Source organism: Streptomyces sp. CB01881, assembly GCF_002953255.1.
Classification (GTDB): domain Bacteria; phylum Actinomycetota; class Actinomycetes; order Streptomycetales; family Streptomycetaceae; genus Kitasatospora.
The window spans coordinates 7,436,264-7,453,349 of sequence record NZ_CP026498.1 but is presented as its reverse complement, the minus strand read 5'-3'; the positions used below and the strand labels follow the sequence as shown (position 1 = coordinate 7,453,349).

Below are 17,086 nucleotides of genomic sequence, written 5' to 3'. Positions count from 1 at the left end.
GGCGGGAGATCCCCGTGCCACGACCGTTCACCACCGACGACTACACCGCCCGGCTCGCCCGGGCCACCGCCGACGCCTCCGCCGCCGGGCTCACCGGCCTGGTCGTCGCCCCCGGCCCCGACCTGGTCTACCTCTGCGGCTACCAGCCCACCGCGATCACCGAGCGGCTGACCGCCCTCGTCCTCTCCGCCGGCCGCGCACCCGCCCTGGTCGTCCCCAAGCTGGAGCGCCCGGACGCCGAGAAGGCGGCCGGCGCCCCCGCCCTGGACCTGCTCGACTGGACCGACGGCGAGGACCCGTACGCCACCACCGCCCCGCTGCTCGACCCCGCCGGCCGGTACGGCATCTCCGACAACGCCTGGGCGATGCACCTGCTGGGCCTCCAGGCCGCCCTGCCCGGCACCGACTGGACCTCGCTCACCGAGGCGCTGCCGATGCTGCGGGCGGTCAAGGGCACCGACGAGCTGGAGCGCCTGGCCGCGGCCGGCGGCGCGGCCGACGCCGCCTACCGGGGCATCCTGGAGGTCGGGTTCGCCGGCCGACGGGAGACCGACGTGGCGGCCGACCTCAGCGCACTGCTCATCCAGTACGGGCACAGCCAGGTCGACTTCACCGTGGTCGGCTCCGGCCCCAACGGCGCCAACCCGCACCACGAGGCCGGCGACCGGGTCATCCGGCCCGGCGACACCGTGGTGCTCGACTTCGGCGGCCTCAAGGACGGCTACGGCTCCGACACCACCCGCACCGTGCACGTCGGCGCGGACGTCCCGGACGAGGTGCAGAAGGTGCACGACATCGTCCGGCGGGCGCAGCAGACCGCGTTCGAGGCCGTCCGGCCCGGGGTGACCTGCCAGGAGATCGACCGCATCGCCCGCCGCGTGATCACCGACGCCGGCTACGGCGAGTACTTCATCCACCGCACCGGCCACGGCATCGGCATCACCACGCACGAACCGCCGTACCTGGTCGAGGGCGAGGAGCAGCCGCTCGTCCCCGGCATGTGCTTCTCGATCGAGCCCGGCGTCTACCTGCCCGGCCGGTTCGGGGTGCGGATCGAGGACATCGTGACGGTGACCGGGCAGGGCGGGCGGCGCTTCAACAACACGCCGCACGAGCTGGGCATCGTCTCCTGACGCCCGCCGTCCCTGAGTCTTTTCTGAACGGCCGGACGGCGCGCACAAAGAGTCCTCCAAGAATGCCTTGCTAGCTTCGACCGGCATGACCAAACTGCTCCGCCCGGCGCCGACCCCGCCCCCGAGCGCCGGGCGGCTGCGTCCGGTGTCCCGGCCGCTGACCGGTGCGCGCGCCGGCGTGCCGGCCCGGCTCAGGCTGCTGGCGTGGCCGCTCTACCTCCTCGCGCTGGTCTGGTACCTGCGGGCCTACGGACTGCCGTACTCCAACGACGTGGTGTTCTGCTGGCTGATCGGCGCCCTGCTGGCCGCCGCCGTGCACAGCGGCCACGGGCGGCGCGGCTTCCTGCTGGTGCTGCGCGACTGGGTCCCGGTGATGGCCGCCGTCTGGGCCTACTCGCTGCTGCGGGGCTACGGCGCGCACACCCCGTGGGCCCCGCACTGGCGGCCGCAGCTGCGCGCCGACGAGCTGCTCGGCCTCGGTGAGACCTGGACGGTCCGCCTCCAGCACGGGCTCTACACCCCCGGTTCGCCGCACTGGTACGACTACGCGGCGGTCACCGTCTACATGTCGCACTTCTTCCTGGTCTTCGTGGTGCTGACCGTGCTCTGGCGGCGCCGCCACGACCGGTTCCGGCAGCTGCTCACCTGCTACCTCGTGCTGACCTTCGCCGGCTTCGCGACGTACCTGCTCTTCCCCGCCGACCCGCCGTGGCTCACCTCCCAGGAGGGCCACATGCCGGCGCTCACCCGGGTGGTGTCGGACGTCCTCACCGAGAGCGGGCTCCAGCGGGCCGGGTCGATCTTCGAGAACGGCAGCCGGTTCGCCAACGACGTCGCCGCGATGCCCTCGCTGCACTCCGCCTACCCGGCGATGCTGCTCTTCTTCTTCTGGCCGATGTCCACCCGGTGGGTGCGGGCCCTGCTCGTCGCGTACCCGCTCGCGATGGCGTTCACCCTGGTGTACGGCGCGGAGCACTTCATCGTCGACATCTTCGCGGGCTGGGCGTACGCGGCCGCCGTGGTCTTCGGCGCGCGGTGGCTGCGGGCGCAGCCGCGGGCCGGCCTGCAGGGGCGTCCGTAGCGCCGGCGGGCCGGACTGCAGGGGCGTCCGTAGCGCCGGCGGGCCGTGGGCCAGACTGGGACGGTGCCCACTCCGCTGAAGCCCACCGCCGAACAGCTGCTCGCCGCCCGCGACACCACCATCCCCGACGTCGCCGCCCCCGGGCTGCGGGTGCTCTTCTGCGGGATCAACCCCGGGCTCTGGTCCGGCGCCACCGGCCACCACTTCGCCCGGCCCGGAAACCGCTTCTGGCCCGCCCTGCACCGCTCCGGCTTCACCCCGCGCCTGCTCCGCCCGGACGAGCAGGACGAGCTGCTCGGCCTGGGCCTCGGCATCACCAACGTCGCCCCGCGCGCCACGGCCAAGGCGGACGAACTCACCGCCGGCGAACTGCGCGAGGGCGGCGCCGCGCTCACCGGGCGGGTCCTGCGGCTGCGCCCGCGCGTCCTGGCCGTGCTGGGCATCGGCGCGTACCGGACGGCCTTCGGGCGGCGGACGGCGGCCGTGGGGCGGCAGGAGGAGGGCATCGGGGAGACCGAGGTCTGGGTGCTGCCCAACCCGAGCGGTCTCAACGCGCACTACACGCTGGACGGGCTGGCGGAGGAGTTCGGGCGGTTGCGGGAGGCGGTGGAGTAGCTCCGCGCCGGCCGGTGACGCCGGGGCGCCGGGGTGCCGGGGTGCCGGGGCTCAGGCGCGCAGGGGCGTACTCCTGGGCTGTGCGGTGGCCGCCGTCCAACTGGGCGCCATGCGCGCCGGGTTGGCCCTGCTCGGGGTGCCGGCGCCGTGGACGCCGCCGTGGCGGCCGGTGGGCCTGGTGACGGGCGGCTGTCTGCTGGTCGCAGCCGTCTGTGCCGCCCCGCCGCGGCCTGGGCCCTGCGGCACCGGCCGGTCACGGCGGCCGCACGGTGACGGCGGGCCGCCGCGCGCCCGGGGCCCCGCCCCTCCGCTCCGCTCAGGCCGCCGCCAGCCCCTCCGGCAGGGCCAGCGCCCGAAGTTCACGGATCAACGCCCGCACCGGCGCCGTCCCCGCCAGCTCCGGCGTGGTCACGTAGCCGACGGAGCGGCGGGGTGGCTGCGGGCCGAGGCCGGTGACGGCCAGGCCGGGCGGGGCTCCCAGCAGGGCACTCCGGGGCATGATCGCCATCCCCAGCCCCTGCGAGACGAGCGACACCGCGACCGTGTCGTCCTCGACGTTGATGGTCGCGGGCGGGATCCAGTCCTGCCTGTCCCACCAACTGCGGGTGTAGGAGCCGCAGTTCTCGTCCCAGTCGACCAGGGGGAGCCCGCGCGGTGCCGGGTGGCCGACCGGGTGCGCGAGCGCGTACTCCTCCTCGAAGAGGCGCACCGCGACCAGCCCGGGGACGGGCGGCGGACCGTCGGTGTTCAGGGTGGCGAGCCCGAGGTCCGCGCGGCCGTCGGCGACCTCGCCGGCCGTTCCCCGGCCGATCTCGCGGACGATCCGGACCTGCGGGGTCAGCCCGGGGTGGCGGGCGGCGAGCCGGGCGAGGACGGGCGGCAGCAGGTGGGCGGCCACGCTGCGGAAGGCGGCGATCCGCAGCGGCCCGGCCACCTCTCCCGCCGCGTCCCCGGCGCCGGCGCCCCGCACCTCCGGGCCCATCGCCTCCAGCAGCCGCAGGATCCGCCGGGCGTAGGCGACGGCCCGCGCGCCGGCGTCCGTGGGGCGCGCGCCGTTGCGGCCGCGGTCGAAGAGCACCGCGCCGAGCTTCCGTTCGCAGGCGCGCACGGCGTGCGAGACGGCGGACTGGGTCGTGCCGAGGCGTGCCGCGGCCGCCGTGAAGCTGCCCTCCTCCTCGACGGCGACCAGGATGCGCAGCTCCTGCGGGGCGAGGTCGGGGGCGTGGCCCGGCACGTGGTTCATGGGCCGAATCTACCGGCGTCCATCGATCCTGCTCATGGAACCGGCCGTTCCATCGACGCGGACCCCTGCCCGACCCTCCCCCGCCCTCCCTACGGTGATCACGTCCCGGCCCGCACTCCGCAGGTCACACCGCACGCCGCACGGTCACACCGCACACTGGAGCCCGCCCATGTCCCGCCCCACCGCCCTCGCCGTCCACCAGGTCTCCCGCCCGTCCGGCCGCGCCACCGCCGCCGACTTCGCCTTCGTCGAGGAGACCGTCCCGGCGCCCGCCGAGGGTCAGGCGCTGGTCGAGAACATCTACCAGTCCGTCGACCCGTACATGCGCGAGGAGATGGACGAGGGCGGCTGGGAGCTCAACGCCCCGCTGGAGGGCCGGACGCTCGGCCGCGTCGTCGAGTCCCGCTCCCCGGCGCTACCGGTCGGCTCGCTCGTCCACCACCGCCGGGCCTGGCGCACCCACTCGGTGGTCGACGCCGCCGAGGCCTGGATCGTGCCCGACTTCGCCGGCGTCCCGCTCAGCGCCCACCTGGGCATCCTCGGCGGCACCGGCCTCTCCGCCTGGGTCGGCCTGACCAGGGTCGCCCGTCTCCAGCCCGGCGAGACGGTCTTCATCTCGGCGGCCGCCGGCGGCGTCGGCACCGCCGCGGGCCGGATAGCCCGGCTGCTCGGCGCCGGCCGGATCGTCGGCAGCGCCGGCTCCGCCGCCAAGGTGAAGCACCTCACCGAGGACCTCGGCTTCGACGCCGCCTTCGACTACCACGACGGCCCGATCGCCGACCGGCTCCGCGAGGCCGCGCCCGGCGGCCTCGACGTCTACTTCGACAACGTCGGCGGCGACCACCTCGAAGGCGCGATCACCGCCCTGCGCGACCACGGCCGGATCGCCTGGTGCGGCGCCGTCGCCCAGTACGACCACCTCCAGGACCCGCCCGCCGCGCCGCGCAACCTGTACGACGTGGTCGGCAAGAGCCTGCGCATGGAGGGTTTCCTGGTCCGCAACCACCTGGACGCCCGCCCCGAGCTCTACGACTTCCTCGTCCCGCACCTGCGCTCGGGCGCCGTCGTCCCCGACGAGACCGTCGTCCGCGGCTTCGAGAACGTGGTGGACGCCTTCCTCGGCGTGCTCGGTGGCGCCAACACCGGCAAGATGATCGTCCAGCTCACCGACGCCCCCTGACGGCCCAGCGCCCCCGGCGCCCCGTCGGCGCCCGCCGCCCTCGCGGCCCTCAGCGCCCGCCGAACTTCTCGTCCGTCGAGACGACCTCACGCCCGAGCGGCATCAGCGAGATCGGAATCATCTTCAGGTTGGCCCACCCGAACGGGATCCCGATGATCGAGATGAACAGCGGGATGCTGGTCAGCAGGTGCATCAGCGCCAGCCACCAGCCGGCGAACACCAGCCAGATCACATTCCCCACGCACGAGGGCGCCCCGGCATCCGGGTTCTCCACCGTCGTCCGCCCGAACGGCCAGATGACGAAGCCGGCGATGCGGAACGAGGCGATGCCAAAAGGAATGGTGATGATCAGAATGCAGCAGATGATGCCCGCGATCGCATAGCCGATCGCCATCCAGATGCCGCAGAAAATCAGCCAGAGAACGTTCAGGACGAAGCCGATCACCTTCATGATGGGCACCCTCTCATGGTGCGCGGTCGGCACCTATGACCGATCATCCCCGTCGGCGGGCGTGTCTACGCGGCGGCACGGGACCGCGGCCCGCCGGTGGGATCGCGGGCTGCGGGGGGTACGACGGGACGGCGTCGGACCGCGAGGATGCGGGCGGCCGGGTGCCGCACCGCATTGAGGCGGAGCCTCTCCTCGGTGTCCACTCGGTGTCCACGAAGAGGATCGCCGGGGACCCGCGCTACAGCGGGGTGACCGCCTTCAGCACCAGCAGCAGCGCCACCGCCGCATTGAGCGCGCAGAGCGCCGACGCCGCGGTGCCGACGGCGGCGACCATGGCGGCCAGGCCCGCCGGGGTGTGCGCCGGGGGCCAGCTCCGGGCGGCCGGGACCGGGCCGAGCAGGGCGGCGACACGGCGGGGGACGGGGCCGGGCGCCGCGAAGGCGGCGAACCCGGGGCCCGGCGCCCGGTGGGAGGCGAGGGCGGCGCGGGCGACGGCGCGGGCGGTGACCCGCCGGTCGCCGACGGCCTGGGCGGACTCCTCGTCGGCCCAGCGCTCGGCACTGTAGGCCACCGCGTGCTGCAACGGGCGCAGGAACGGGTTGACGCAGCCCGCGAGTTGGGTGGTCAGCAGATAGCGGTGGTGCCGGTGCGCGAGATGGGCCCGCTCGTGGGCGAGCAGGGCGGCACGTTCGTCCTCGGGCAGGCCGGCCAGCATGCCGGTGGAGACGACGACGCGCCCGGGCAGCCGGGCCGACCCGGGCAGCGCGTAGGCGTACGGGGCGGGGTCGGGGAGCAGGGCGACGTCGGACGGGGCGGAGCCGGACAGGCCCGAGCCGGGGAGACCCGCGACGGGGAGGTCGGTGGCGGGCAGCTCCCGGCCGAGTGCCCGCCGGGCCCGGGCCCGGATCCGCAGGTGGCGGACGACGGTCCGCAGGAGGGCCAGGGCGACCACCGCCAGCAGGCAGATCGCCGCCGTCCCGACCGTCTCGTCGTACGGCAGCGCCGCCCGCACCTCGGGGTCGGACCAGCTGTCCGGCAGCGGGTTGCCCGGGATCTGGGCGGTGCCCACCACGCCGATCAGGCCCAGGCAGACCGCGCTGCACACCGCCATCACCGCGCCGATCACGGTCAGCAGCCTGGCCGCGCCGCGCGGGTGCAGGTGCTGCTCGGCGAGGCGGGCGATCGGTACCGCGGTCAGCGGCAGGACGAGCGGGAGGAAGACGAAGACGCCCACGGCTCAGCTCTCACGGTCGGCCGCTGCCGGATCGGCGGGCGTGGCGGCCACCGCGGGCGCGCCGTCCAGGGAACCGCCGCCCGAAGTGCCGTCCAGGGCACCGCCCAGGGGGCCGTCCAGCGCCGCACTGTCCAGCAGCGTCCGCAGCAGCTCCTCGTCGTGCGGCAGCAGCGCGGTGACGAAGCTGGCCAGCACCGCGTCCCGGTCCGGCTCGCCGTCGAGCATCCGGCGCATCCGCAGCGCGGCCAGCCCGGCCGCGTCGGAGGACGCCCGCCACAGGTAGGAGCGGCCCGAACGGGACCGCGAGACGGCCTTCTTGGCGTGCAGCCGGGACAGGATGGTCATCACCGTGGTGTACGCCAGGCCGCCGTCCAGGCGTTCCTGCACCCACCCCGCGGTGGCCGGGCCGGGCGCCCGCTGGAGCACGGCCAGCACCTGCGCCTCCAGCTCGCCCTGGCCGCGCCGCCGGGCCCGCGGATCCCCGGCCGCCGGGGCGTGCCTCTCCTCTGCCATGACGGCCACTCCCTCCGGATGCCGCGTCCCGCAGCCGGCGGGGCGCGCCCTCATCCTAACGAGCGGCCCGACGCGCGGGCCTGGCACGGCCCCGGTGCGGGCCCCCGGCTGGGCCCCGGTGCGGCCCGCGGCAGAAGCCCCCGCTCAGCCCAGCGGCTCACGCGCGTTCTGCCGCCGGTCCAGCTCGGCGATCCCGGGGTGGTGCAGGTCGAAGGCGGGGGATTCGGACCGGATCCGCGGCAGGGTGACGAAGTTGTGCCGCGGCGGCGGGCAGGAGGTGGCCCACTCCAGCGAACGGCCGTACCCCCACGGGTCGTCCTCCGTCACCTTCTCTCCGTACCGGGCGGTGCGCCAGACGTTGTAGAGGAACGGCAGCGTGGAGATCCCCAGCAGGAAGGAGCCGATGGTGGAGACGGTGTTGAGCGTGGTGAACCCGTCCGAGGCCAGGTAGTCGGCGTACCGGCGCGGCATCCCCTCGGCGCCGAGCCAGTGCTGCACCAGGAAGGTGGCGTGGAAGCCGGTGAACAGCGTCCAGAAGTGGATCCGCCCGAGGCGCTCGTCGAGCATCCGCCCGGTGAACTTGGGCCACCAGAAGTGGAATCCGGCGAACATCGCGAACACCACCGTCCCGAACACCACGTAGTGGAAGTGTGCGACGACGAAGTACGAGTCGGAGACGTGGAAGTCGATCGGCGGCGCGGCCAGCAGCACGCCCGTCAGCCCGCCGAACAGGAAGGTGACCAGGAAGCCGACCGTCCAGAGCATCGGCGTCTCGAAGCTCAGCGAGCCCTGCCACATGGTGCCGATCCAGTTGAAGAACTTCACCCCGGTCGGCACCGCGATCAGCATCGTCATGATCGAGAAGAACGGCAGCAGCACCTGCCCGGTGACGAACATGTGGTGCGCCCAGACCGTGATCGACAGACCGGTGATGGCGACCGTCGCGGCGATCAGGCCGGAGTAGCCGAAGACCGGTTTCCGGCTGAACACCGGGATGATCTCGGTGACGATGCCGAAGAACGGCAGCGCGATGATGTACACCTCGGGGTGCCCGAAGAACCAGAACAGGTGCTGCCAGAGCATCGCACCGCCGTTGGCCGCGTCGAAGACGTGCGAGCCGAACTTGCGGTCCGACTCCAGGCAGAGCAACGCCGCCGCCAGCACCGGGAACGCGAACAGCACCAGCACCGCGGTGAGCAGGATGTTCCAGACGAAGATCGGCATCCGGAACAGCGTCATCCCGGGCGCGCGGAAGCAGATGATCGTGGTGATGAAGTTGACCGAGCCGAGGATGGTACCGAAGCCGGAGAAGGCCAGGCCCATGATCCACAGGTCGGCGCCGAGGCCGGGACTCCGCTCGGCGCTGTTCAGCGGCGCGTAGGCGAACCAGCCGAAGTCGGCCGCGCCGTCGGGGGTGAGGAAGCCGTACACGGCGATCAGCGAGCCGAACAGGTAAAGCCAGTAGGCGAGCGCGTTGAGCCGGGGGAAGGCCACGTCGGGCGCGCCGATCTGCAGCGGCATGATCCAGTTGGCGAAGCCGGCGAACAGCGGGGTCGCGAACATCAGCAGCATGATCGTGCCGTGCATGGTGAAGAGCTGGTTGAACACCTCGTTGCTGACCAGTTGCAGCCCCGGCCGGGCCAGCTCGGCCCGCATGACCATCGCCATCAGGCCGCCGACCAGGAAGAACAGGAACGCGGTGGTGATGTAGAGGGTGCCGATCCGCTTGTGGTCGGTGGTGGTGAGCCAGCCGACCAGGGCCCGGCCCCGCCGACGACGGCCGGCCGCACGCCAGCGGGCCAGCCGGGGCGTGCGCGACGGGTGCGGGGACTGCTCCACGACGTCCTTCGGCAGAAGAGTCACGCAGCGCGCCTTCCGTGTTCGGGCCGGGCGGCGGCGCGCCCCGCCGAGGCGGACGGCCCCCGGCCCGGACAGTGGTCGCCCCACCACTACCAGGCACCGGCCGCGCTCCCCGGCGGCCGCGCGGGGCCTGTCACCCGAACAGGTGCGGCCGGATTGCCCGCCCCGCGGTTTGGGCGGACGGTCGAGTTCCGTACGCCTTTCCGTACGCCCGTTCGGCTTCCGGTGCGGTCGCATCCCCGGGTGCGGTCGCCCCGCTCGCCCGGCGTGCGGCCTAGGAGGAGTCCATGAGCACCGCGTCGCCCTCTCCCGATCAGCCCCCGCCCTGGCGTTCCGGCACCGGCGCGCCACCTCCGCCGTCCTCGGTCAACCAGTTCAGCGACTGGGCCCCGGGTCTGGTGATCTTCGCCGGTGTCCTGATGCTGATCAACGGATGCTTCGAGGTCCTCCGCGGCATCATGGCGATCGCCGACGACGACGTCTTCCTCAGCACGCCGCGCTACGTCTTCCGCTTCGACCTCACCGGGTGGGGCTGGACCCACGTGGTCATCGGCGCGATCGTCGCGCTGGTCGGCGCCTTCCTCCTCAAGGGGGCCTCCTGGGCCCGCTGGGCCGGTATCGCCGTCACCGCGCTGAGCGCCCTGGAGAACCTCCTCGACCTGCCGTACTACCCGTTCTGGTCGATCATGGTGATCGCGGCGGACGTGCTCATCATCTGGGCGCTCTGCGTCTACCGCCCCGACACCACCGGGTAGCCGCCCACGGCCCCGGCACCACCGGATGACCTCCCGCGCCGGATCGCCGTCCGCACCGGCCGGCCGCCGCGCTCGTGCCCGCACCCCGACCCGGGGGCGGGCACGAGCCGTTGCGCACCACGAGCGGCAGCCGACCGCCGGTCCGCCGGCCGGCTCAGTCACGCGCGCGCTGGGTCACCACGATGCAGACCAGCACCGCCACCGCCGTGACCGGCGCGGCCGCCGGCAGGTCCTCCCCCAGCAGCAGCACCGACCAGACCAGCGTCAGCAACGGCTGCGCCAACTGGAGCTGGCTCGCCCGCGGCACCCCGATCGCCGCCATCCCCCGGTACCAGAGCACGAACCCGCCGAACTGCGAGACCACCGCCGTGTACGCCAGACCGGCCAGCGCCTTCGCGCCCAGGTGGACCGGCTCGGCCGGCAGCGCCAGCGCGACGGTGAACACGGTGACCGGAAGCGCCGCGACCACCGCCCAGGCGATCACCTGCCACCCCGGCAGCTCCCGCGAGATCCGCCCGCCCTCCGCGTACCCGGCCGCGCAGACCAGCAGCGCCGCGAACAGGTAGAGGTCGGCGACGGTCGGCCGCCCGTGGCTCTGCAGCAGGGTGAAGGCCAGTACCGCCACCGCCCCGGCGAGCGCCGCACCCCAGAAGGTGCGGGACGGGCGGCGGCCGGTGCGCAGCGCCGAGAACGCGGCGGTGGCCAGCGGCAGCACGCCGATCACGACCGCGGAGTGCGCCGTCGAGGAGGTCCGCAACGCCAGCGTGGTGAGCAGCGGGAACCCGAGCACGCAGCCCGCCGCGACCACCAGCAGGCCGGGCCAGTGCCGCCGCGCGGGCAGCGGGACACGGGCGGCCGCCAGGCAGACCGCGGCGATCACCCCGGCCACCGCACCGCGCAGCCCGGTCGCCGTCCACGGGCCGAAGCCGGTCAGGGCCCAGGCGGTGGCGGGGAAGCTGACCGAGAAGGAGAGGACACCGAGCGCGGCCAGGGCGGTGCCGGAGGCACCGGGGGCCAGGGCGGTGCCGGAGGCACCGGGGGCCAGGGCGGTGCCGGGGACACCGGCGGAACCGGCGGCCCCGGGGGCCGTGGTCGGCTGCGGTGCTACCGCCGTGGACTGGATAGCGCTATCTTGATCCGTCATGAACGAGCGTAGCAGTGTGGCCGATCTCGCCGAAAGACTGCGCCGTGAGGTAGAGCGCTATCCAGAGGGACGGAAGCTGCCGCCGAGCCGGGCGTTGGTGGAGCGTCACCAGGTGAGTCCGGTGACGGTCTCCCGCGCGATCGCCGTCCTGGCGGCCGAAGGCCTGGTGGTCTCCCGGCCGGGCGCCGGGGTCTTCCGCGCCGCCGCCTTCGCGGACACCTCCGCCGCGCCGGCCGCCGCACCGCCCCCGGCCCGGCCCGGCGACCTCTCCTGGCAGGAGGTCGCGCTGAGCGCCGACGCCGGCCAGCGCGACGTCGGCGCCGGACCACTGCTCGCCACCCTGAACGTGCCGCCGCCCGACGTGGTCGACCTCAACGGCGGCTACCCGCACGCCTCACTGCTGCCCGAGCGGCTGCTGGCCGCCGCCCTCGCCCGGGCCGGACGGCGCCCCGGCGCCTGGGACCGGCCTCCGGTGGACGGCCTGACCGAACTGCGCGGCTGGTTCGCCCGCGACATCGGTGGCAACGGCGGGCCGCTCGGCGCGGGCGACGTCCTGGTCACCGCGGGCGGCCAGAGCGCGCTCACCATCGCCCTGCGCTCCCTGGCCGCGCCGGGCGCCCCCGTCCTGGTGGAGTCGCCGACCTACCCCGGCATCCTCGCGGTCGCCCGCGCGGCCGGGCTGCGGGTCGTCCCGGTCCCGGTGGACCAGGACGGCGTCCGCACCGACCTGCTGGCCGCGGCCTTCGACGCCACCCGGGCCCGGCTCTTCGTCTGCCAGCCGGTGTTCCAGAACCCGACCGGCGCGGTGCTCTCCCCCGAGCGCCGCACCGAGGTGCTGCGGATCGCCCGGACCGCCGGCGCCTTCGTCGTCGAGGACGACTTCGCCCGCCGCCTGGTGCACGCCGACTCCCCCGCGCTGCCCCGCCCGCTCGCCGCCGACGACCCGGACGGGGTGGTGGTGCACCTGCGCTCGCTGACCAAGGCCACCTCGCCCAACCTGCGGGTCGGCGCGCTCACCGCGCGCGGCCCGGCGCTGCAACGGCTGCGGGCCACCCAGGTGGTCGACAGCTTCTTCGTCCCCCGGCCGCTCCAGGAGGCCGCCCTGGAGCTGGTCGCCGACCCGGGCTGGGCCCGTCACCTGCGCACCCTCGGCGCCGAACTCCGGGACCGCCGCATCGCCACCGTGGCCGCGCTGCGCCGCGAGCTCCCCGGCCTGCTCGGACCGCACCGGCCCGGCGGCTACCACCTCTGGCTGCGGCTGCCCGACGGCACCGACGACCGGGTGCTCACCGCCGCCGCCCTGCGCGCCGGCGTGCTGGTCACCGCCGGCCAGCCCTACTACGCCGCCGAGCCGCCGGCCGCGAACCTCCGGCTGAGCTACGCCGCCGTGGACAGCGCCGCGCACGCCGCCGAGGGCGTCCACCGGCTGCGGCGGGCGTACGAGGAGCTGACCGGCTGACCCCGGGGCGGGCTGGCCGGCCGGGCCTCAGACGCGGTAGCCGGCCATCCGCTCCAGGCGGGCGATCCGCTCCGCCATCGGCGGGTGGGTCGAGAACAGCTTCGCCCCCGCCTCGCCCGGCCGGAACGGGCTGGCGATCATCATGTGGCTGGCCGTCTGGAGCTGCGGCTCCGGCGGCAGCGGCAGCTGCCGCGTCCCGGCGTCCAGCTTGCGCAGGGCGCTCGCCAGGGCGAGCGGGTCGCCGGTGATCCGGGCGCCGTCGGCGTCGGCCTCGTACTCGCGGGAGCGGCTGACGGCCAGCTGGATCAGCGAGGCGGCCAGCGGCCCGAGGATCATGATCGCGAGCATCCCGAACAGCCCCGGCCCGTCGTCGTCCTCGCTGCGGCCGAACGGGATCAGCCAGGCGAAGTTCACCAGGAACATCACCACCGAGGCGAGCGCCCCGGCGACCGAGGAGATCAGGATGTCGCGGTTGTAGACGTGGCTCAGCTCGTGCCCGAGCACACCCCGCAGCTCCCGCTCGTCCAGCAGTTGCAGGATGCCGTCGGTGCAGCAGACCGCCGCGTTGCGCGGGTTGCGGCCGGTGGCGAAGGCGTTCGGGGCCGGGGTGGGCGAGATGTAGAGGCGGGGCATCGGCTGGCGGGCGGACGTGGAGAGCTCCCGGACGATCCGGTACAGCCGCGGCGCCTCGATCTCGCTGACCGGCCTGGCCCGCATGGCGCGCAGGGCCAGCTTGTCGCTGTTCCAGTACGCGTAGGCGTTGGTCCCGAGGGCGACCACCAGGGCCACCACGAACCCGGTGCGGCCGAAGAAACTGCCGATCACCAGGATCAGCGCCGAGAGGCCGCCGAGCAGTGCGGCGGTCCTCAGTCCGTTGTGCCGACGGTGCACGGCAGGCCCTCCAATGGTGCGGTGGGGAAGCCCTCGCTGCCTCGTCCCTCTGCCCCGACAACGGGCGGGGCCGTCGGCCTTGTTCCCTTGTGAGCACCGTGACACCCGCGCGGCGCCCCCGCCCGGCCCGGGTCGGGTGCGGCCGCGTGCCCGCCCGCACCCGGCCCGCCGGGGCCCGGCCGGTCTCAGAAGAGAGTGCCGCCCACCACCTGGAGGACCAGCTGCGGGGCCACCGAGAGCACCACGGCGGCCGAGGCGGTGAGGCCCAGGGTGGCGGCGAGCGAGGCGGGCAGCCTGCGCTCGGTCACCGCGCTGGCCGTCCCCTCCGCCCCCGCCGGGGCGAAGAGCCGCGCCGTCCAGAGCAGGTAGTAGTACAGCGCGACGACCACGTTGACGGCCATGACGACGGCCAGCCAGCCCAGTCCGGAGTCGACGGCGGCGCGGAACACCACCACCTTGCCGAACAGGCCGATCACGCCGGGCGGCAGCCCGGCCAGGCAGAGCAGGAAGAAGGCCAGCGCCAGGGCGGTCCAGCGACGCCGGGCGAACAGGCCGCGGAAGTCGTCCACGCTGGTCCCGGCCCGGCGGCCGACCGCCGCGACCACGCCGAACGCGCCGAGGTTCACCACGCCGTAGATCAGCGCGTACGCGGCGGTGGCGCCGAGCGGGTCGGTGCCGGTCGGCGCGTACCCGGCGGCGGCGAGCGGCACCAGCAGGTAGCCGGCCTGGCCGACGGAGGACCAGGCGAGCAGCCGCACCGCGCTGTACCGGGTGTCGAACCGCTGCCGCAGCGCGCCGACGTTGCCGGCCGTCATGGTGACCGCGGCCAGCACCGCGAGTACCAGGCCCCAGGTGTGCGCGTACGGGCGGAAGGCGATCGTGGTGACCAGCGCCAGGCCGGACAGGCCCGCCGCCTTCCCGACCACCGACAGGTAGCCGGCCACCGGCAGCGGGGCGCCGGTGTAGGTGTCGGGCACCCAGAAGTGGAACGGGACGGCGGCGACCTTGAAGGCGAAGCCGACCATGGTCAGCACCGCGCCGGCCTCGGCCAGCGGCTTCAGCTGCGCGGGGGCGTGCTCCAGTCCGCCGGCGACGGCGCCCAGGTGCAGGCTGCCGCTCGCGGCGTAGACGAAGCCGACGCCGAGCAGCATGACGGCGGTCGCGGTGACGGAGGTGAGGAAGAACTTCAGCGCGGCCTCGGCCCCGCGGCCGTCCCGGCGCAGCGCGACGAGCGCGAAGGCCGGCAGCGAGGCCACCTCCAGGGCGATCACCAGGGTGGCGAGGTCGCGGGAGGCGGGCAGCAGGGCGGCGCCGGTGGCGCTGGAGAGCAGCAGGAACCAGTACTCGCCGCCCGGGAGCCGCTCCTCGTCCACGGTGTGCGCCGAGAGCAGCGCGGCGATCAGCGCGCCGCCGAGCGCGAGCAGTTGGAAGACCAGGGCGAAGTGGTCGGCGACGTACGAGCAGCCCGCGTTGTCGGTGGCCCCTGTTACGTTCTGCGCACAGAAGGTCGCCCGGGGTGATCCCCCGGTGAGCGGGAGGAGTGCGATGAGCGCGAGGGCGAGTCCGGCCGCGGTGAGGCCGCCGAGCAGCTTCTTGTGGCGCGCGGGCAGGAAGAGGTCGGCGACCAGCACGGCGAGGGCGGTCAGGGCGGCGATCAGCGGGGGCGCGATCGCCACCCAGTCCACGGACTGGATCAGGCTGCCCGGGTTGGCTACGGCGAGGGAGGTCACAGTGGGCTGCCCCGTGGAGTGAGGTCCGAGTGCGGTGCCGGTCGCGGCGCCGAGCAGGGTGCCGGTGCCGGGCCGCGTGCTGAGGAGCTGGGCGCCGAGCGTGGTGCCGGTCATGATCAGCCACCCCCGAGGAGGTGCTTGACGGCGGGGTCGGAGAGACCGAGCAGGAGCGCGGGCCAGAGGCCGGCGAGCAGGGTGAGGGCGGCCAGCGGCGTCCAGCTGACGGCCTCGTACGGGCGCAGGTCGGCCGGCCCTTCCACCAGGGCGGGCTGCTTCGGGTCGCCCATGCAGACGCGCTTGACCACGATCAGCAGGTACGCGGCGGTGAGGAGGGTGCCGAGGCCGGCCAGGACCATGTAGGTGACGAACGCGGGGCGCGAGAGGCCGGCGGCCGGATCGAACGCGCCGAACATCGCGAGCAGCTCGCCCCAGAATCCGGCCAGCCCCGGCAGCCCGAGGCTGGCGACGGCGGCGAAGGCGAGCAGCGCGCCGATCCGCGGTGCCCGTCCGTAGAGGGCGGCGCCGGTGGTGCCCGCGAGGGTGTCGAGGTCCGCCGTGCCGTAACGGTCCTTGAGCGCGCCCACGACGAAGAACAGCAGGCCGGTGATCAGACCGTGCGCGATGTTGGCGAACAGCGCGCCGTTCACGCCCACCTGGGTGAGGGAGGCGATGCCCAGCAGGACGAAGCCCATGTGGCCGACGGACGAGTAGGCGATCAGGCGCTTGAGGTCGCCCTTCGCCCCCGGCCGGGCCAGAGCGAGACAGGCCAGCGAGCCGTAGACGATGCCGACGGCGGCGAACGCCCCCAGGTAGGGGGCGAGCGTCGCGGTGCCGTCGGGGACGACCGGGAGGAGGACGCGGACCAGACCGTACGTGCCCATCTTCAGCAGCACGCCGGCGAGCAGCACGGAGCCGACCGTCGGGGCCGCGGTGTGCGCGTCCGGGAGCCAGCTGTGCAGCGGCCAGGCGGGGGCCTTGACCGCGAGCCCGACCATGATCGCCAGGGCGGCGATCACCTGGGTGCCGTGGCTCAGGCCGTTGCCGTGCGCGGCGGCCAGGGCCTGCATGTCGAAGGTGCCGGTCTTGCCGCCCACCAGCAGGAAGCCGAGCAGCATCACGGCCGAGCCGAGCAGCGTGTACAGGATGAACCGGTTGGCGGCCGGCACCTTCGCCCCGCTGCCCCATCGGGCGATCAGGAAGTACATCGGGATCAGCACGATCTCGAAGGCCAGGAAGAAGAGCAGGAGGTCCAGCACCGCGAAGGTGGCGAGCATGCCGACTTCGAGGAGGAGGAACAGCCCGGTGAACGCCCGGGCCGACGGGCGGTTCCCGTCCCCGGCTCCGCCCCGGGCCTCCCCGGCCGGCAGCCGCTTCTCCGAGTACAGCGCGCAGAGGAAGGTGAGCAGCGCGGTCAGCACGATCAGCGGGAGCGAGATCCCGTCCACGCCGAGGTGGAAGCGCACGCCGATGGCCGGGATCCAGGACACGTTCGTGGTGGCCTGCATCCGGCCGGGCTCGTCATGGTCGAAGCCGGCCGCCAGGGCGACGGTCAGCAGGAGCACGACGCCGGTGACGACGCTGTTCAGCCTCAGCGCGCGCCGGTCGGCGGCGGCCGGGTCGGTGCCGAACACCGGCGCCAGGGTCAGGGCGGCGCCGGCCAGCGGCAGCACCAGGAGGGCGATGAGGACTGCGTTCATCGGGGGCTCCTACGGACTGCGGTCGGCTCGGTCGCGGTCAGGGTCACCGGCCGGGTCACCGGTGGGGCCACTGCCCGGGACACGGCCCGGGTCACCGGCT

The 17,086-nt window shown here is 74.4% G+C and carries 15 protein-coding genes; 6 read left to right on the top strand and 9 right to left on the bottom strand.

The window, feature by feature from the left end:
* Positions 1–14: 14 nt before the first annotated feature.
* From C2142_RS22485 to mug, 3 genes are all read left to right on the top strand, one after another.
* On the top strand, positions 15–1,133 hold the full coding sequence (locus C2142_RS22485; RefSeq protein ID WP_148644322.1) for an aminopeptidase P family protein: 1,119 nt from the start codon (positions 15–17) through the stop codon (positions 1,131–1,133).
* Positions 1,134–1,218: 85 nt separating this feature from the next.
* Positions 1,219–2,214, top strand: a complete 996-nt coding sequence (locus C2142_RS22480) for a phosphatase PAP2 family protein (protein WP_148644321.1) — start codon at positions 1,219–1,221, stop codon at positions 2,212–2,214.
* A 63-nt stretch (positions 2,215–2,277) separates the two neighbouring features.
* Complete coding sequence (gene mug, locus C2142_RS22475; RefSeq protein WP_148644320.1) at positions 2,278–2,829, top strand: G/U mismatch-specific DNA glycosylase; 552 nt, start codon at positions 2,278–2,280, stop codon at positions 2,827–2,829.
* Positions 2,830–3,145: 316 nt separating this feature from the next.
* On the opposite strand, the gene C2142_RS22470 is transcribed toward mug, so the two are convergent.
* On the bottom strand, positions 3,146–4,072 hold the full coding sequence (locus tag C2142_RS22470; RefSeq protein WP_148644319.1) for a LysR family transcriptional regulator: 927 nt from the start codon (positions 4,070–4,072) through the stop codon (positions 3,146–3,148).
* 169 nt (positions 4,073–4,241) lie between these two features.
* Between C2142_RS22470 and C2142_RS22465 the strand changes: the two genes are divergently transcribed.
* Entirely contained in the window at positions 4,242–5,252 is a 1,011-nt protein-coding gene (locus C2142_RS22465; RefSeq protein WP_148644318.1) for an NADP-dependent oxidoreductase, read from the top strand.
* A 49-nt stretch (positions 5,253–5,301) separates the two neighbouring features.
* Here the strand turns inward: C2142_RS22465 and C2142_RS22460 are convergent, their stop codons facing one another.
* The 4 genes from C2142_RS22460 to ctaD form a co-directional block, all read right to left on the bottom strand.
* On the bottom strand, positions 5,302–5,703 hold the full coding sequence (locus C2142_RS22460) for a YccF domain-containing protein (RefSeq protein ID WP_148644952.1): 402 nt from the start codon (positions 5,701–5,703) through the stop codon (positions 5,302–5,304).
* A gap of 238 nt (positions 5,704–5,941) precedes the next feature.
* Positions 5,942–6,937, bottom strand: coding sequence for a M56 family metallopeptidase (locus C2142_RS22455; protein ID WP_148644317.1), 996 nt, complete (start codon positions 6,935–6,937; stop codon positions 5,942–5,944).
* Positions 6,938–6,940: 3 nt separating this feature from the next.
* Positions 6,941–7,450, bottom strand: a complete 510-nt coding sequence (locus tag C2142_RS22450) for a BlaI/MecI/CopY family transcriptional regulator (RefSeq protein ID WP_148644316.1) — start codon at positions 7,448–7,450, stop codon at positions 6,941–6,943.
* Positions 7,451–7,594: 144 nt separating this feature from the next.
* A complete protein-coding gene (gene ctaD / locus C2142_RS22445; RefSeq protein WP_241003251.1) occupies positions 7,595–9,253 on the bottom strand; it encodes a cytochrome c oxidase subunit I in 1,659 nt (552 codons plus the stop codon).
* A gap of 344 nt (positions 9,254–9,597) precedes the next feature.
* On the opposite strand from ctaD, the gene C2142_RS22440 reads away from it, so the two are divergent.
* A complete protein-coding gene (locus C2142_RS22440; protein WP_241002723.1) occupies positions 9,598–10,065 on the top strand; it encodes a hypothetical protein in 468 nt (155 codons plus the stop codon).
* A 154-nt stretch (positions 10,066–10,219) separates the two neighbouring features.
* Here the strand turns inward: C2142_RS22440 and C2142_RS22435 are convergent, their stop codons facing one another.
* Positions 10,220–11,209: a DMT family transporter gene (locus C2142_RS22435; protein WP_148644315.1), complete on the bottom strand. Its 990-nt coding sequence runs from the start codon at positions 11,207–11,209 to the stop codon at positions 10,220–10,222.
* Between C2142_RS22435 and C2142_RS22430 the strand changes: the two genes are divergently transcribed.
* A complete protein-coding gene (locus tag C2142_RS22430) occupies positions 11,208–12,668 on the top strand; it encodes a PLP-dependent aminotransferase family protein (RefSeq protein WP_148644314.1) in 1,461 nt (486 codons plus the stop codon). The genes C2142_RS22435 and C2142_RS22430 overlap by 2 nt on opposite strands.
* A 27-nt stretch (positions 12,669–12,695) precedes the next feature.
* Here the strand turns inward: C2142_RS22430 and htpX are convergent, their stop codons facing one another.
* The 3 genes from htpX to C2142_RS22415 all read right to left on the bottom strand — a co-directional run bounded on the left by htpX (position 12,696) and on the right by C2142_RS22415 (position 16,986).
* The gene (gene htpX / locus C2142_RS22425) at positions 12,696–13,559 is read right to left on the bottom strand and encodes a zinc metalloprotease HtpX (protein WP_148644313.1); all 864 of its coding nucleotides are present in this window, start codon (positions 13,557–13,559) and stop codon (positions 12,696–12,698) included.
* Between the two features lie 185 nt (positions 13,560–13,744).
* Positions 13,745–15,403 carry an NADH-quinone oxidoreductase subunit N gene (locus tag C2142_RS22420; RefSeq protein ID WP_148644312.1) on the bottom strand — a complete coding sequence of 553 codons (1,659 nt, stop codon included), beginning with the start codon at positions 15,401–15,403 and terminating at the stop codon, positions 13,745–13,747.
* A gap of 2 nt (positions 15,404–15,405) precedes the next feature.
* The gene (locus C2142_RS22415; RefSeq protein WP_148644311.1) at positions 15,406–16,986 is read right to left on the bottom strand and encodes an NADH-quinone oxidoreductase subunit M; all 1,581 of its coding nucleotides are present in this window, start codon (positions 16,984–16,986) and stop codon (positions 15,406–15,408) included.
* Positions 16,987–17,086 lie beyond the last annotated feature (100 nt).

What these genes read in the sequence shown, in the direction of transcription:
- C2142_RS22430 (WP_148644314.1), top strand. Translation starts at nt 11,208, where the DNA reads ATGAACGAGCGTAGCAGTGTGGCCGATCTCGCCGAAAGACTGCGCCGT.
- C2142_RS22435 (WP_148644315.1), bottom strand. Translation starts at nt 11,209, where the DNA reads ATGACGGATCAAGATAGCGCTATCCAGTCCACGGCGGTAGCACCGCAG.
- C2142_RS22450 (WP_148644316.1), bottom strand. Translation starts at nt 7,450, where the DNA reads ATGGCAGAGGAGAGGCACGCCCCGGCGGCCGGGGATCCGCGGGCCCGG.
- C2142_RS22415 (WP_148644311.1), bottom strand. Translation starts at nt 16,986, where the DNA reads ATGAACGCAGTCCTCATCGCCCTCCTGGTGCTGCCGCTGGCCGGCGCC.
- C2142_RS22460 (WP_148644952.1), bottom strand. Translation starts at nt 5,703, where the DNA reads ATGAAGGTGATCGGCTTCGTCCTGAACGTTCTCTGGCTGATTTTCTGC.
- C2142_RS22470 (WP_148644319.1), bottom strand. Translation starts at nt 4,072, where the DNA reads ATGAACCACGTGCCGGGCCACGCCCCCGACCTCGCCCCGCAGGAGCTG.
- C2142_RS22420 (WP_148644312.1), bottom strand. Translation starts at nt 15,403, where the DNA reads ATGACCGGCACCACGCTCGGCGCCCAGCTCCTCAGCACGCGGCCCGGC.
- C2142_RS22480 (WP_148644321.1), top strand. Translation starts at nt 1,219, where the DNA reads ATGACCAAACTGCTCCGCCCGGCGCCGACCCCGCCCCCGAGCGCCGGG.
- C2142_RS22465 (WP_148644318.1), top strand. Translation starts at nt 4,242, where the DNA reads ATGTCCCGCCCCACCGCCCTCGCCGTCCACCAGGTCTCCCGCCCGTCC.
- C2142_RS22440 (WP_241002723.1), top strand. Translation starts at nt 9,598, where the DNA reads ATGAGCACCGCGTCGCCCTCTCCCGATCAGCCCCCGCCCTGGCGTTCC.